We start from the raw sequence: 14,699 nt of genomic DNA, 5'->3' as shown, positions 1-14,699 counted from the left end.
GAGAGCTACTTTCTTTTAAATGAGCCGTGAGTGTCAGCACCATTTCCCGAAGGGCCGGATGAAAGACCCGCACGGCGCAAGGCATCTGCCAAGGCGGAATCAGAGGCGGATTTTCCGGGCACAGCTTTAACAGGCGCCGCGCTGCTCGTTGACTTGCCAGAGCGTTGATCGCTACGACGATCATCAAACTTTTGCGGCCGAGACTGCTGAGCCGGTGCACGCACGGCACCCACTTCATCATCAAGGCGCATGGTAAGCGCGATGCGCTTACGCGCCGGATCAACCTCAAGCACCTTAACCCGCACAACATCACCAGGTTTGGCCACAGAGCGCGGGTCCTTCACGAAAGTGTTCGACATGGCGGAGATGTGCACCAGTCCATCCTGATGCACACCAATGTCAACGAAGGCGCCGAAGGCGGCAACGTTAGTGACAACACCTTCCATCAGCATGCCCGGTTCAAGATCGCTGATTTTCTCAACGCCTTCCTTAAACGTCGCCGTCTTGAAAGCGGGACGAGGATCGCGACCGGGCTTTTCAAGCTCACGCAGAATATCGGTAACCGTGAGCACCCCGAACGTTTCATCCGTAAACTGCCCAGGCGACACGCCGCGCAGCGTAGCAGCGTCACCGATCAAAGCGCGGATATCGCTTTTCGTCGCCGCCAGAATACGCCGCACAACAGGATAAGCTTCCGGGTGCACGCCAGAAGCATCAAGTGGATCATCACCATTGCGGATACGTAAAAAGCCTGCACATTGCTCAAACGCCTTAGGGCCAAGGCGCGCAACTTTTTTCAGCTCACTACGCTTACGGAAAGGCCCGTTTTCATCGCGATGCGCCACGATATTGCGCGCCAGCCCCTCACCAACACCAGACACCCGTGCAAGCAGCGGAATCGAGGCCGTATTGAGATCCACACCCACACCATTCACGCAGTCTTCCACCACCGCATCAAGTGAGCGCGACAGTTTCACCTCCGCCAGATCGTGCTGATACTGCCCCACACCGATGGACTTCGGATCAATCTTGACGAGTTCTGCCAGTGGATCCTGCAAACGACGCGCAATTGAAACTGCGCCACGTAATGTGACATCCAGTTCAGGCAATTCCTGCGAGGCATAGGCCGAGGCCGAATAGACCGAAGCCCCTGCTTCCGACACCACAATCTTGGTCAGCGCCAATTGCGGATATTGCTTGATGAGCTCAGCCGCCAGTTTGTCGGTTTCCCGCGAGGCAGTGCCGTTACCAATCGCGATGAGTTCAACCTTATGCCGACTGGCAAGTGCCGCCAATGTCGCCAATGCTTCATCCCATCGACGTTGCGGTTCATGCGGATAGATCGTGCTAGTAGCAACCACCTTGCCCGTACTATCGACAACCGCAACCTTCACGCCAGTGCGAAAGCCGGGATCGAGACCCATCGTTGCCCGCATTCCCGCAGGTGCTGCCAACAGAAGATCGCGCAGATTGCTCGCAAATACGCGCACACCTTCATCTTCTGCTGCTTGCCAAAGCCGCGTGCGCATATCGAGAGACAACGATACCAGAATGCGCGTGCGCCAGGCCCAACGCACACATTCACGCAACCACGTATCACCTGCACGCCCGCGATCTGCAATGCCAAAACGCTGGCCAATCCGCAGTTCATAGGCCCCAGGCCCCGTCACAGGCACTTCCGAAACAGGTTCCGGCTCGAATGAAAGCGTAAGCACCTCTTCCTTCTCACCCCGGAACATCGCCAGAATACGGTGGGAAGGCATTTTGATAAAAGGTTCGGAGAAATCAAAATAGTCTGAGAACTTCGCCCCTTCTGTTGCTTTGCCGTCCCGCACTTTGGAAGCCAACCGCCCGCGTTTCCACATTTCTTCACGCAATGAGCCGATCAGATCTGCATCTTCGGAAAAACGCTCAACCAGAATAGACCGCGCGCCCTCCAGTGCGGCCTGCATGGTTGCAACGCCCTTCGATTCATTCACGAAAGCGGCGGCTTGTTGCTCAGGCACCTTGGTTGGATCACTAAACAGCATATTGGCCAAAGGCTCTAAGCCGGCTTCGCGTGCAATTTGCGCTTTAGTGCGACGTTTTGGCTTGAATGGTAGATAAATGTCCTCAATGCGTGCTTTTGTATCAGCGGCAAGGATGCTTGTGCGCAGCGCTTCCGTCAGCTTGCCCTGCTCATCAATGCTGGCAAGAACCGCCGTACGACGATCTTCCAATTCACGCAAATATCGCAAGCGCTCTTCCAGCGTGCGCAACTGATTATCATCAAGTGCACCAGTGGCTTCCTTGCGGTATCGGGCGATAAAAGGAACTGTCGCGCCTTCGTCGAGAAGGGCTACAGCTGCATCTATCTGCTGGCCGCGCACACCAAGTTCTTCCGCGATTTTATGGTTTATGGAGGTCATATACCGTACCAGTTCAAGGGCTTTTGCTGCGATTTTGATCACACTTGTCCAGTGTCATCTCCACAAAAACAACCGTTAAAACGAACGTAGCAGGGTTGCCAGAGCCTTTAAGTTTCGTTAACAGCTTTGTGTCGCTCAAGTCGCGACGGAAACACGAGAGGCTACCGAATGATCCTCAGCCGGCGTTGCCGTCCCCTATTGGCTGCCGCTGCCCTCCTGACTGCTCTTGGTCTTGGCGGGTGTGGGTACTCCCCTGAACGCACGTTATCCGCATCGACGTCTGCACAGCAGACAGCGGCTGACAATGCAAAAGCCGCACCAAAAGCAAAGGCAAACGCCAAATCCCGGACGCGCTCGGGTAAGGCTGAAGGCACCACTTCACGTCGGCAGATTGCCGCCAGCATTAGCGAGCGTGAATGTCTGGTTCGTGCCATGTATTTCGAGTCTCAGCGCTCCAGCCGTGATGGTTTGATGGCCGTGGGCACAGTGGTGATGAACCGCGTGAACTCGCCAAGCTATCCAAGCACGATATGCGGCGTCGTTGGACAGAACCGTCAGTTTGCTCCGGGCGTGCTATCACGTTCGATGTCACCACGTGAGCGCAAGCATGCGGATACAGCCGCTGACGAAGTGCTGGCAGGCAAGCGTCATGATGGAATTGGCGATGCCATGTTCTTCCATGTCGCATCACGTCGCTATAAATATCCCAATATGCGCTATCTTAAGGTCGCAGGCGGTAATATTTTTTACACTAAAGTTGGCCGCAACGCCCCGCGCGTCGTAGAAGGCTCAGCGCTTGCATATGCCAACACGGCTAATGTAGCGAACCAGGTCGTAGCAGCAGCACCAGCATCAGCTGACGATACCAACGCCACTACTGCCATCAAGACGGCCATGGCACCAACAGCTCCCATTAGCAATCAGCCAGAAACGACTGCCAAGCCTAAAGCTCAAGAGGCTGCAAACGATCCAACTGTCTCCGCTGCCATTGTAACAGCTGCAGTACCAGCACAGAGCACCCCTGCCACGCGGGTTTCGTTTACTGCACCGGTTGATGAGGCTTTGTCGCGCGCGCAATCGTTCAGCACGAAACCTCTCTCGTTAAGCGCATATCGCACCATTAAGTCGGCCAGCTCTTCCCGCTGAGGCACAATAAATCATGATCTGGAAAACGATGATGTTTTTCAGATCATGCAGATATGGTGTGAGTACTTTAGGGTGTTAACTGCTCATACTATCTAACGATCAGGGTGACGCCACCTATAAGCGCAGGAATCGGGCTGGCTGGAGCGACTGACAATACCGAGGCTATCAGCGCGTAAAATCGCCCAACTGACGTAGTTACTTGAAATGGCTCGCTGTATCAGATGCTGACCTTTCCCAAGCCAGCACCTCAAAATTTCACTTAGCTTTTGCGAGCGCCATGAGTAAATCCTGCATTGCGTCTGGAAGCGGGCTTTCAAACACCATTTCCTCGCCGCTATCAGGATGCGCAAAGCCAAGCAAGGTTGCATGCAGGGCCTGCCGCCCCAACCTTCCCAGCGCCACCTGCGCATCTTCTCCCAAACGTGCTTCCTTACTACGGAACCCGCTGCCATATAGCGAATCTCCAAGCAATGGATGGCCTGTATAGGTCATATGAACGCGGATTTGATGGGTTCGTCCGGTTTCCAGCTCGCAACGCACGAGACTCGCGAGTGCTGCCCCATCCGGATGCATAAAATTTTGCTCCACACGATAATGCGTAATGGCTTCGCGACCTCGCCCACGCGCCACAACAGCGATTTTCTCCCGGTTGTGAACCATACGCTCAAGCGGCGCATCAATGGTGCCTGCCCGCGGCAAGGGAGCGCCCCAACAAATCGCAAGGTACGCCCGCTGCAGCGGACCAGTGCGACCATGATCGGCAAATTGCGCCGCCAGCGCCTTGTGGGCTCGATCCGTCTTCGCCACCACCATGATGCCGGATGTGTCTTTATCCAACCGATGCACGATGCCCGGGCGACGCACACCGCCTATTCCAGAAAGGCTATCACCACAATGCGCCAGTAAAGCATTGACGAGGGTGCCATTTGGGCTACCCGGAGCGGGATGCACCACGAGACCAGCGGGTTTATTGATCACAATGAGCGCATCGTCTTCATAGACAATAGAGAGCGGAATTGCTTCAGGCTCTGGCTCGGCAGGCTCCGGTGGTGGCACGAAAAGGCCAAGTCGTGCTCCTGCTAAAACCTTGGCACCCGGATCTGTAACCGTGCGGTCATTAATCTTGGCATGTCCATCACGAATCAGCTGCTGCACACGACTGCGCGACAATAAGGAATGCTGTTCACTCAATGCCTTATCGAAGCGAGTGCTGGCTACACCTTCCGGCCAAATAATTTCCACACATTCGCCGGCTGGCCGGTCATCATCAGTTACGCTCAAGCGAACCTCGTCTTGGGTAATTTTAGTACTCGCTTGAAAAAAGCGCTTACAAAGCAATGAGATAAAATGGTTTAGCACAAAAGTTGGAGATCCTCATGCGCAGCCATTCCCTCTCCTTATATCAAAGAATGAACCTCCGTCCACACGATGTCGTAGATTGTTTAAGTTCGCACTTGCGTTACCAGTAAGTAGCCGATATACGAACCTTCTGCTGGCAAAGCTCCCATCGTCTAGCGGTCAGGACGTCGCCCTCTCACGGCGAAAACAGGGGTTCGATTCCCCTTGGGAGCACCAGAGCTTCAGAAATTTTTTAAATTTAACTGAAGCTGCAAATAAAATCTCAAGAACCGCTATTTTCTCAGATAACTTACCATAGCGATTCTTGGACCAATGCTATAAGCCCTTTAATAATAAAAGCTATTCCCCCAAACTTCTCATGTAAGATTATGCAAATACGTCATGCAACACTAAATGATGTATCGGCAATCGCCCGAATTCATGTCACGTGCTGGCATGAAACCTATACGGGTATCATTCCAGAATCGTATTTGGCGCAGCTGGACATAATCCAAAAACAAATTATGTGGAATAAGATATTAAACGCTAACCAGACAGTATTTATTGCCGAAATAAACGGACAAGCGATCGGCTTTGCAAACGCCGGCAAAAACAATGATAATAACACCCCATATCCGGGAGAGCTATATACGCTTTACGTCTTAAAATCGGCGCATAAAATTGGTATTGGTAAAAACCTTTTTATGACCGCTAAATCAAATTTACTGAATGATGGTCTTTTTCCATTCATAACTCACGTTCTGGTTGATACTCCTGCATTAGGCTTCTACCGTCATATGGGCGCAGAAATCGTTGGTGAACACCTGATAGATTTCAATGGTCTTGCACTTAAAGAATTACAGCTCCTTTGGAAATAAGCATAGCTGTGCAGAGAACCCTAATTTATCAGCATATTTAATCTGATTCTCCCTACCCCATAGAACCAAATAACAATAAATTGATCTCAAACCTCATCCCTTGAACGCCATAATATATGCATTTCGCACGCTCCGCATATAAACATCGGCTGCCATCAAGGGCGTGAACATGCACGCTTGAATTCAGCGATAAACCAATAAAGATCAATCATATTTGACATCAAATACAAATATAAAAACATCCACAACAAACACTCCCATCAACGCATTTGAGATAGATAAGGCGAAATCGCTTCACATCTTGTGGTTGCATGCAAAAAAAGGTACGCTAATTTCTAATCAGCGGCCATAAGGCTCAAGATAACCCCTGTCCATTATCAGACAAATATGATGTCAAATATGATAGATCAAATGATCTCCGCAAGTTTGGCATTATGAGTTCTGTTATTCAAAGAGCGGTATAATGACTTACATCGTTCATAAGCTTGATATGCCTCTGAATGGAACAGCTCTTGATGTTTTTCTTTCCAGGCTGAACTACAGCCTTGGAAATGACGCTGAATATCAATACAACAGCGAGACGTCTGAAATATTACTGAAGGTAGATTCGGCAAAAATTGATACAATCAGACAAACGATTGCTGAAATCGCTGCCGAGATAAGCGCCATCCGATATCTTCCCAAAAAAACAACGCATAACAACCTGTCAGAAGTCCAGGAAGTAGAAACACCATCTACGGAATATATGAAGCCCTCCACAGAGGCTATTGACTACATTGCCAAGCTTTTAGAAACGCAAATCATCAAGTTATGCAGTGATTATATTTCTGACACGAAAATTTACCCATCACTCATCTCATTATCGGCAATGGATAAATGCAAATATCTTCATAAATTCCCCCAAAATGCATATGTTGTTGAACAATTTCCGCACGATTATAGCGTATTAAAAAACCTTTCTGATGAAACGGATCTGCGTCCCTTGCAAGAACCGTCAGGTAAAATGCTATCTCCAGCAACATGTTTTCATTGCTATGAAGAACTGTCAGATGAGATTATTGATGGGAATGTAGCAATACTCGCCAGAAGCCGCTGTTTCAGACATGAATCAACACGCCGTGTTGCTCCCCATCGTTTGACCGAATTCAATATGATGGAACTCATCTTTGTTGGCGACAAAGATTATGCGATCGGAATGCGAAGCCGTTTGATAGAACATGTCTGGGACTTCTTTATCGATCTGGGCTTGAAGGGCCTGATTGAGTCAGCGGCTGATCCATTTTACTTCCCGCAGGATGGGTTAAAAGTTCAGTATCAACTACTGGCAGAAACCAAATTTGAGCTTATCGCACAAGGTCAGCGCGCGTCTGAACGCTTCGCAGTAGGCTCTTTCAATTACGTTGGCGATTCCCTTTGTAAAAGCTTCAATATTCAAGATGCCAATGGACAATTCCCTCACTCGGGATGCGTTGCTTTTGGAATAGAGCGTCTGGCTCTCAGCTTATTCTACAGACACGGAGAAGATCCCGCTAAGTGGCCAGAGCCACTACTTAGCTATCTTGCAGCATCAGGGGAGTAGCATGATGAAATATACCCGACTTGATGTCATGCCTATCGTGCAATCTGTAATCGGCGTCACTGATGAACTGAACGAAGACGTTCTGCTTCGCAACCATGGGTTAGATTCCATGGCAATTATTAACCTGTTTTCCAATCTGGAAGCGCACTTTAAAGTGATGTTCCTGAATGAAGACCTCACAAGCGAGAATTTTCAATCGATTAGAAATATTCTCCGCATCCTGGAAAGAGCGAGGTCGGCCTAGAGCTTCAACGAGCGGATAAAGAATGCTCGTAAACCATTCTTCTTGACGATAGTTTTGTTGGGGCTCTATTGAGCCCCATAAATCAATTTGCGTGTGTGACAACACACATACTTCACGACACTTTATTTCTGGAAGAACAGATAAATGGCGCCATCAGAATTGACAATCCGTCAGCATCAAGTGGCATTGCTATGCAATTGAATCTATTTGTATATTTTTTCCGTAATACACTCTCCATTGCTCGATATGAAACCATACTCGCCTATGAGCGTTAGTTATGAAAGCGTTCACGAACATGGATGCTTTTGAAAGATGAAGATAATGTCATCTTTGACGTCTTCCACTTGAGTGGCCTGATGCGTTATAGTGTTGCTGGTTGGCTATCCGGCAACCACACATGATCTGCCTAAGAAGGGGGTCTGAAGGGAGACACTATGAGCACTTCATCAGCTTTGCCAACAATGGCAAGCGAGGGCGGTCTCAGCCGTTATCTCAGTGAAATTCGCCGCTTTCCCATGCTCGAACCGCAGGAAGAGTACATGCTCGCGAAGCGGTGGAAAGAGCACGGCGATCGGCAGGCTGCACACAAACTTGTCACCTCGCACTTACGTCTTGTCGCCAAAATCGCGATGGGATACCGCGGCTATGGCTTGCCTATTGCAGAAGTTGTATCCGAAGGCAATGTCGGCCTTATGCAGGCTGTAAAGCGGTTTGAGCCTGAAAAAGGCTTCCGCCTTGCTACCTATGCGATGTGGTGGATCAAGGCCGCCATTCAAGAGTACATCTTGCGTTCATGGTCGCTTGTCAAAATGGGCACGACTGCAAACCAGAAAAAACTGTTCTTCAATCTGCGGAAGGCCAAGGGACAAATTTCGGCCTATGAAGAAGGCGATCTGCTGCCTGAGCACGTGACAACAATTGCGACCAAGCTTGGTGTGCCGGAGCAGGAAGTTATCGACATGAACCGCCGTCTTACCGGCGACTCGTCTCTAAACTCGCCTGTACGCCAAGATGGCGAAGGGGAGTGGCAGGACTGGTTGGTGGATAATGGCACTGATCAGGAAACTAACCTGGTTATTGAAGAGGAAGGTAATAACCGCTTATCGGCACTGCGCGAAGCGCTCAGCGTTCTCAATGACCGTGAACGCCGCATTTTTGAAGCCCGCCGTTTGCAAGACGACCCGATAACGCTAGAGGAGTTGTCATCAGAATTTGGCGTCTCTCGCGAGCGGGTGCGCCAAATTGAGGTACGTGCATTTGAGAAGGTGCAAGAGGCCGTCAAAAAAGGCCTTGCGCAAATTGAAAGCCCCCAGGCTCTGGATACTGTTGTATAATCTCAAGCCATCTAAGGGCTAAAGCTCATAGAGCGGAAGGCGGATCATTAAGCGCGCATTCCGCTCTATTTTTATTAAATCCGAGAGTGCCTACTGCCAGCTATCCAATGCATCAGTAATTATTTGCTGGCCCACAGACCCCTTCGCAAAGGTTATGGTTCCCGTTTCACCATTTGCAAAACGAACGGGCACATCCATCCAGTCACGCTCGCGTAAAAGACTATAATTCCGGGAAACATCGGCAGGCAGATTGGATAACCCAACCAGGAAGATGTTATCAGCAACCGGAATTGGCAAGCCGATTAACGGCACGCCACGAGGCTCCTTATCAGCGCGCAGCTGCGGCACGGCGATGTCCCGTACAGCACGATCAGGCGAGTTGGCATCATTGATGAAGGTAATTTCCATCGTATGTGATGCCGGTAGCGCGGTATCCTCATTCGGGCGCATAACGAGTGTGAATTTTAGCCCAGCTTCTTCTAGTGAGACATCTGCCTGGAGTACAGCATTGCGATTACCCTGCCCTTCGAGCCGCCACACAACCTGCCCTGCCGTAATCTTAGGTTGGTTGTTATTCGCGCTCATCTCAAAGAGAAAAGCACGTTGCGCTAAATGATCTGACTGCCCCGCAGCTGCAGGGATTGCAGGCGCTGGTTGCTGTGCGCTCTGAGGCACCTGCGCCTGTGACGTTAAATCATCCGGCGGCACCCCGTTAACGCGATCAACTATCTTGTCTGAACCCGCTGTAACAGTTGCACCGGCGTCAGCTTGGGTTTGAGCTGGCGTATCATCATTGCGGAGCCACCAAGCCGCACCGCCAATACCTGCAAGCACGAGCGCAATAACAACAAACGCGCCACTACGACGCAAAGAAGGCCGTTCACGCAGCTCGCGGCGTGCAGCGATACGCGGACGTTCTCGTCCTGTATCGCCACCAGCAACCGCGACAGACTCAATACGCGCCGTATCTTCCTGAGGCTCTTTTGAAGTCGCGTAACGATCAAATGCCAACACATCTTCTGAAGCAACAGGGACGCCGGAACGCTCAGCCTCGATACGAGCAATTACCGTTTCAAGCGATGCCTGCTCACGCACAAGCCGCGCACGTTCAGCCTGGATTTCCTCTTGTGACAGCGTGGAATCAATTTCCTGGCGCTGACGATCATAAAGGCCGCGAATGTGATTATAGACAGCATGCCGCGTTTCAGCCGAATTATCCGGCTGGCTCTCAATTGCACGGGTTAACAAGGCATAGAGATCTGTCATTAAAACACTCACCGCCCAGAGCTGGGCTCATTTATCCATTTTATCCTGTCGCAATTATTGTGCTCAACCCTCAAAAGGGTTTTGCACGAGAATTGTATCATCCCGTTCAGGGCTAGTTGAAAGCAGTGCAACGGGAGCGCCAATCAATTCCTCAATGCGACGCACATATTTAATCGCTTCTGCTGGCAAATCAGCCCATGAACGTGCACCAGCTGTTGAGCCAGACCAACCCTTGATCGTCTCATAGACTGGCTTCACACGTGCCTGTAGCGCCTGATTTGCGGGCAGATAATCGATAACCTGACCATCCAGTTCATAGCCAACGCCGATCTTGATTTCCTCAAAACCATCGAGAATATCAAGCTTGGTCAGTGCGATACCGGTGATGCCAGATGTGCTGACCGTCTGGCGAACAAGCACCGAGTCAAACCAACCGCAACGACGCTTACGGCCTGTAACAACACCGAACTCACGGCCTTTCTGGCCAATCAGCTCACCCGTTTCATCGAACAGCTCTGTCGGGAATGGCCCCTCACCTACGCGTGTGGTGTAAGCCTTGGCAATGCCCAACACAAACCCGATAGCGCCTGGCCCAAGGCCAGAGCCTGCTGCCGCCTGCCCCGCAACTGTGTGCGAAGAGGTAACAAATGGGTACGTGCCATGATCAACATCAAGCAGCGCGCCTTGTGCACCTTCAAACAAAATGCGCTTGCCTGCACGACGGTCGCTGTCGAGCGTGCGCCAGGTCGTATCCATGAACGGCAGCACCTTCGGTGCGATCGCCAGCAGTTCGCTGATGATGATATCAGCTTCATACTCAGGCAGCTGGAAACCGCGACGCAAGGCATTATGGTGCGACAGCAGCCGCTCCACCTTGCCAGGCAGTGATTCAGGATCGGCCAAGTCAGCGAGACGAATAGCGCGGCGCCCAGCCTTATCTTCATAGGCAGGACCAATACCGCGGCGAGTGGTGCCAATACGGGTGCCTGCGTTGGAATTCTCACGCAACGCATCCAGCTCACGATGCAGCGGCAGTATGAGCGAGACATTCTCGGCAATACGCAGGTTATCAGCCGTGATGATGACATCCTGAAGAGCCAATCGCTCGATCTCATCGACCAGCGCCTGCGGATCCAGCACAACGCCGTTACCGATGATGCCACGCTTGCCAGGACGCACGACGCCGGACGGCAGCAGCGACAGTTTGTATATCTTGTCGCCAATTACGAGCGTATGCCCTGCATTGTGCCCGCCCTGAAAGCGCACAACCACATCAGCCTGCTCCGACAGCCAATCAACTATCTTGCCTTTGCCTTCGTCGCCCCACTGGGCACCGACTACGACGACGTTTGCCATTTCAGCCTCATATTCATCATCCGAAAGACATAACCTTCCGGCAAAGCAAACCCCGGCTCAAGGGCCAGGGCTCTCGATGGTTTCATGAAAGATCACGCCAGCGGGGTCAACCCCCAAGTGCATATTGAATGGCAACTTAGGGCATTCAACCATATGATGCCCGATACTAGCAGCAATCTTCCGCGATTAGAACGACAGTTGATGCGCGTGTTTCACGCCAGAAATGGCCTGAACCGAATCAAGCACCGTCTGCGGCACCTTGCCATCAACCTGCACAAGCGCCACTGCCGAGCCACCCTCAGCATCACGGCCCAATGCAAATGTTGCAATGTTGATACCTGCATCACCAAGCACACTGGCAAACCGGCCAATAAAGCCAGGCTTGTCTTCATTCGAGACGTAAATCATCGAAGGTGCAAACTCGGCATCAACCTTGATGCCCTTAATGCCGACAATCCGGGGCTTACCATCCGCAAATACCGTACCCACCACAGAGCGCTCCACCTCTTCGGTTACGATGGTAAGCGTAATGAGGGCATCATAATCGCTTTGCGCTTCGCGTGTCGTTTCCTCAATCACAATGCCACGCTCGCGCGCAACAGTTGGGGCTGAAACCACATTCACATCCTGCAACATAGGACGCAGAAGCCCGGCGACTGCCGCTGACGTCAGCGCCTTCACCTTCAGATGCGCAACCGATCCCTCATAAGTGATACGAACGGTCTTGATCCCAGTCTCGGTCAGCTGGCCAGCAAATGAGCCAAGCTTTTCGGCCAGTTCAATGAACGGGCGCAGCTTGGGCGCTTCCTCAGCCGTGATCGAAGGGAAGTTGATAGCGTTGGTAATAGCGCCACGCAGCAGATAATCCGAAATCTGCTCTGCAACCTGCAACGCCACGTTCTCCTGCGCTTCCGACGTCGCAGCGCCCAGATGAGGCGTTGCTACAACATTGGAAAGGCCAAACAACGGGTTTTCCTTCGCAGGTTCAGTCACGAACACGTCAAAAGCTGCACCGGCAACATGGCCGGAATCGAGCGCTGCTCGCAACGCCACTTCATCTACTAGCCCGCCACGTGCGCAATTAATGATGCGTACGCCCTTTTTCGTCTTGGCGATGTTCTCAGCTGAGAGAATGTTCTTCGTCTTTTCCGTCAGTGGTGTATGCAGCGTGATAAAATCAGCGCGTGCCAGCAGGTCCTCAAGCTCAACCTTCTCAACGCCCAGATCCTTCGCGCGATCTGGTGACAGGAAGGGATCGAAAGCGATGACGCGCATGCGCAACCCAACTGCGCGCTCAGCAACGATCGAACCGATATTGCCGCAACCGATAATGCCGAACACTTTGCCCGTGAGCTCAACGCCCATGAAGCGGTTCTTTTCCCACTTACCAGCCTGCGTCGAAGCATCCGCAGCCGGGATCTCGCGTGCCAGCGCAAATGTAAGGGCAATCGCATGCTCAGCCGTGGTGATCGAGTTGCCGAAAGGCGTATTCATCACGATGATGCCGCGTGCGGTAGCAGCAGGAACATCAACGTTATCAACGCCAATACCTGCGCGACCAATCACCTTCAGACGCGTTGCCTTTTCAAGCAGCTTCGCCGTGACCTTGGTGGCCGAACGGATAGCCAGACCATCATAATCGCCAATGATCTTCTCAAGCTCATCCTTATCGAGACCGGGGCGGAAATCGACATCAACACCGTTGTCTCTAAAAATCTGAACTGCGGCTTCCGAAAGCTGGTCGGAAATCAGTACCTTAGGAGCAGTCATATCAGTAGACCTCTGAGGCGGGGCAAGGAATACTCAACTTGCCCGAAATCAATGGTAAATGAGAGAAAGGAAAAGCCCGGCGCAATCCGGGCTCATCAATCAGTTGGAAACTCAGGCTGCCAGCTTGGCTTTTTCAACAGCGAAAGCCCAGTCCAGCCATGCGGTTAGTGCTTCAAGATCAGCGCGTTCGATAGTGGCACCCGCCCAAATCCGCAAGCCAGCTGGCGCATCGCGGTAGGCGCCGATATCATACGCCACGCCTTCCTTATCAAGCAGCGCAACGATGCCTTTTGCCACAGCCGCGACAGCGTCAGGCCCCTTGGCGATAACTTCTGGATCAGCGATCGACAAGCACACGGACGTGTTGGACCGTATGGCCTCGTCTTTAGCAAGATTTGCGACCCAAGCGGTGCGCGCCACCCAATCGTTCAGCACAGTGGCATTGCCATCGGCGCGCGCGATCAAGCCATCAAGGCCGCCAACGGATTTAGCCCACTGGAGCGCATCAATATAATCTTCAGTCGCGAGCAACGAAGGCGTGTTGATCGTCTCACCAACGAAAATGCCTTCGATCAGCTTGCCACCTGAGGTAAGGCGGAAAATCTTTGGCAGCGGCCAGGCTGGCTTATAGGTCTCCAGCCGTTCAACAGCACGCGGCGAAAGGATCACGATGCCGTGCGCCCCCTCTCCGCCAAGTACCTTTTGCCAGGAGAAGGTGACAACGTCGAACTTCTTCCATTCGAGCGGCTGAGCAAATGCTGCTGATGTCGCATCGTTGATGATCAAGCCTTCGCGATCATCGGCAATCCAGTCAGCATTCGGCACGCGCACACCAGAAGTTGTGCCATTCCATGCCAGCACAACATCGCGGGTTTTGGTATCCACTTGCGTCAAATCGGGCAACTCGCCATAGGGCGCCTTGAACACGCGCACATCTGGCAGTTTCAGCTGTTTGACGACGTCCGTCACCCAACCTTCACCGAAAGATTCCCAAGCGAGCATGTCAACGCCACGCGCACCGAGGGTTGACCACAGCACAGCCTCAACCGCACCAGTGTCTGATGCAGGCAGAATGCCAATGCGATAATCATCTGGAACTTGAAGAACTTCACGGGTAAGATCGATGGCAAGCTTGAGCTTGTTTTTGCCGATCTTGGCGCGATGCGAGCGGCCAACCGCTGCATCCTTGAGCACCTCAACGCTCCAGCCGGGGCGCTTTGCGCAGGGGCCGGAAGAGAACGCGGGATTTACTGGCCGCGCAACGGGTTTCACAACGTCTGTCATTTGTATCCATCCTCACAGATGGGCGCTTCCCGTTGGGGGGAAGTGTCCCGCTGAAGGAGATACCCGAAATGCTGCTAACAAGCAAGGACATCCCGA

Annotated in this window: 11 protein-coding genes and 1 tRNA gene; 6 read left to right on the top strand and 6 right to left on the bottom strand. The window is 52.0% G+C overall.

The genetic code is table 11. The features are described from left to right. Positions 1 to 5: 5 nt before the first annotated feature. Positions 6 to 2,408, bottom strand: a complete 2,403-nt coding sequence (locus VRZ32_RS12335; protein WP_414526018.1) for a Tex family protein — start codon at positions 2,406 to 2,408, stop codon at positions 6 to 8. A gap of 168 nt (positions 2,409 to 2,576) precedes the next feature. Here VRZ32_RS12335 and VRZ32_RS12330 point away from each other — a divergent pair, with 168 nt between their 5' ends. Next, positions 2,577 to 3,554, top strand: a complete 978-nt coding sequence (locus VRZ32_RS12330; protein WP_414526017.1) for a cell wall hydrolase — start codon at positions 2,577 to 2,579, stop codon at positions 3,552 to 3,554. 255 nt (positions 3,555 to 3,809) lie between these two features. Here the strand turns inward: VRZ32_RS12330 and VRZ32_RS12325 are convergent, their stop codons facing one another. Further along, the gene (locus VRZ32_RS12325) at positions 3,810 to 4,835 is read right to left on the bottom strand and encodes an RluA family pseudouridine synthase (protein WP_414526016.1); all 1,026 of its coding nucleotides are present in this window, start codon (positions 4,833 to 4,835) and stop codon (positions 3,810 to 3,812) included. Positions 4,836 to 5,054: 219 nt separating this feature from the next. On the opposite strand from VRZ32_RS12325, the gene VRZ32_RS12320 reads away from it, so the two are divergent. From VRZ32_RS12320 to rpoH, 5 genes are all read left to right on the top strand, one after another. Next, a tRNA-Glu gene (locus VRZ32_RS12320) sits at positions 5,055 to 5,129 on the top strand. 152 nt (positions 5,130 to 5,281) lie between these two features. Further along, a complete protein-coding gene (locus VRZ32_RS12315) occupies positions 5,282 to 5,770 on the top strand; it encodes an N-acetyltransferase family protein (protein ID WP_414526015.1) in 489 nt (162 codons plus the stop codon). Positions 5,771 to 6,233: 463 nt separating this feature from the next. Then, positions 6,234 to 7,349 (top strand): hypothetical protein, encoded by a 1,116-nt coding sequence (locus tag VRZ32_RS12310; protein WP_414526014.1) that lies wholly within the window; start codon positions 6,234 to 6,236, stop codon positions 7,347 to 7,349. Between the two features lies 1 nt (position 7,350). After that, a complete protein-coding gene (locus VRZ32_RS12305) occupies positions 7,351 to 7,593 on the top strand; it encodes a phosphopantetheine-binding protein (RefSeq protein WP_414526013.1) in 243 nt (80 codons plus the stop codon). Positions 7,594 to 8,027: 434 nt separating this feature from the next. Next, positions 8,028 to 8,927 carry an RNA polymerase sigma factor RpoH gene (gene rpoH, locus VRZ32_RS12300; RefSeq protein WP_414526012.1) on the top strand — a complete coding sequence of 300 codons (900 nt, stop codon included), beginning with the start codon at positions 8,028 to 8,030 and terminating at the stop codon, positions 8,925 to 8,927. 90 nt (positions 8,928 to 9,017) lie between these two features. Here the strand turns inward: rpoH and VRZ32_RS12295 are convergent, their stop codons facing one another. The 4 genes from VRZ32_RS12295 to VRZ32_RS12280 form a co-directional block, all read right to left on the bottom strand. Further along, the gene (locus VRZ32_RS12295; protein WP_414526011.1) at positions 9,018 to 10,193 is read right to left on the bottom strand and encodes a hypothetical protein; all 1,176 of its coding nucleotides are present in this window, start codon (positions 10,191 to 10,193) and stop codon (positions 9,018 to 9,020) included. Between the two features lie 63 nt (positions 10,194 to 10,256). Beyond that, complete coding sequence (locus VRZ32_RS12290) at positions 10,257 to 11,549, bottom strand: adenylosuccinate synthase (protein WP_414526010.1); 1,293 nt, start codon at positions 11,547 to 11,549, stop codon at positions 10,257 to 10,259. 186 nt (positions 11,550 to 11,735) lie between these two features. Then, a complete protein-coding gene (gene serA / locus VRZ32_RS12285) occupies positions 11,736 to 13,319 on the bottom strand; it encodes a phosphoglycerate dehydrogenase (protein WP_414526009.1) in 1,584 nt (527 codons plus the stop codon). 111 nt (positions 13,320 to 13,430) lie between these two features. After that, positions 13,431 to 14,603 carry a phosphoserine transaminase gene (locus tag VRZ32_RS12280; protein ID WP_414526008.1) on the bottom strand — a complete coding sequence of 391 codons (1,173 nt, stop codon included), beginning with the start codon at positions 14,601 to 14,603 and terminating at the stop codon, positions 13,431 to 13,433. Positions 14,604 to 14,699 lie beyond the last annotated feature (96 nt).

It is taken from the genome of Pseudochelatococcus sp. G4_1912 (assembly GCF_047501465.1).
Taxonomy (GTDB): Bacteria; Pseudomonadota; Alphaproteobacteria; order Rhizobiales; family Beijerinckiaceae; genus Pseudochelatococcus.
The sequence above is the reverse complement of the archived record's forward strand: the minus strand, read 5'-3'. Positions and strand labels throughout refer to the sequence as shown.

What these genes read in the sequence shown, in the direction of transcription:
- VRZ32_RS12335 (WP_414526018.1), bottom strand. Translation starts at nt 2,408, where the DNA reads ATGACCTCCATAAACCATAAAATCGCGGAAGAACTTGGTGTGCGCGGC.
- VRZ32_RS12330 (WP_414526017.1), top strand. Translation starts at nt 2,577, where the DNA reads ATGATCCTCAGCCGGCGTTGCCGTCCCCTATTGGCTGCCGCTGCCCTC.
- VRZ32_RS12315 (WP_414526015.1), top strand. Translation starts at nt 5,282, where the DNA reads ATGCAAATACGTCATGCAACACTAAATGATGTATCGGCAATCGCCCGA.
- VRZ32_RS12310 (WP_414526014.1), top strand. Translation starts at nt 6,234, where the DNA reads ATGACTTACATCGTTCATAAGCTTGATATGCCTCTGAATGGAACAGCT.
- VRZ32_RS12305 (WP_414526013.1), top strand. Translation starts at nt 7,351, where the DNA reads ATGATGAAATATACCCGACTTGATGTCATGCCTATCGTGCAATCTGTA.
- rpoH (WP_414526012.1), top strand. Translation starts at nt 8,028, where the DNA reads ATGAGCACTTCATCAGCTTTGCCAACAATGGCAAGCGAGGGCGGTCTC.
- VRZ32_RS12295 (WP_414526011.1), bottom strand. Translation starts at nt 10,193, where the DNA reads ATGACAGATCTCTATGCCTTGTTAACCCGTGCAATTGAGAGCCAGCCG.
- VRZ32_RS12290 (WP_414526010.1), bottom strand. Translation starts at nt 11,549, where the DNA reads ATGGCAAACGTCGTCGTAGTCGGTGCCCAGTGGGGCGACGAAGGCAAA.
- serA (WP_414526009.1), bottom strand. Translation starts at nt 13,319, where the DNA reads ATGACTGCTCCTAAGGTACTGATTTCCGACCAGCTTTCGGAAGCCGCA.
- VRZ32_RS12280 (WP_414526008.1), bottom strand. Translation starts at nt 14,603, where the DNA reads ATGACAGACGTTGTGAAACCCGTTGCGCGGCCAGTAAATCCCGCGTTC.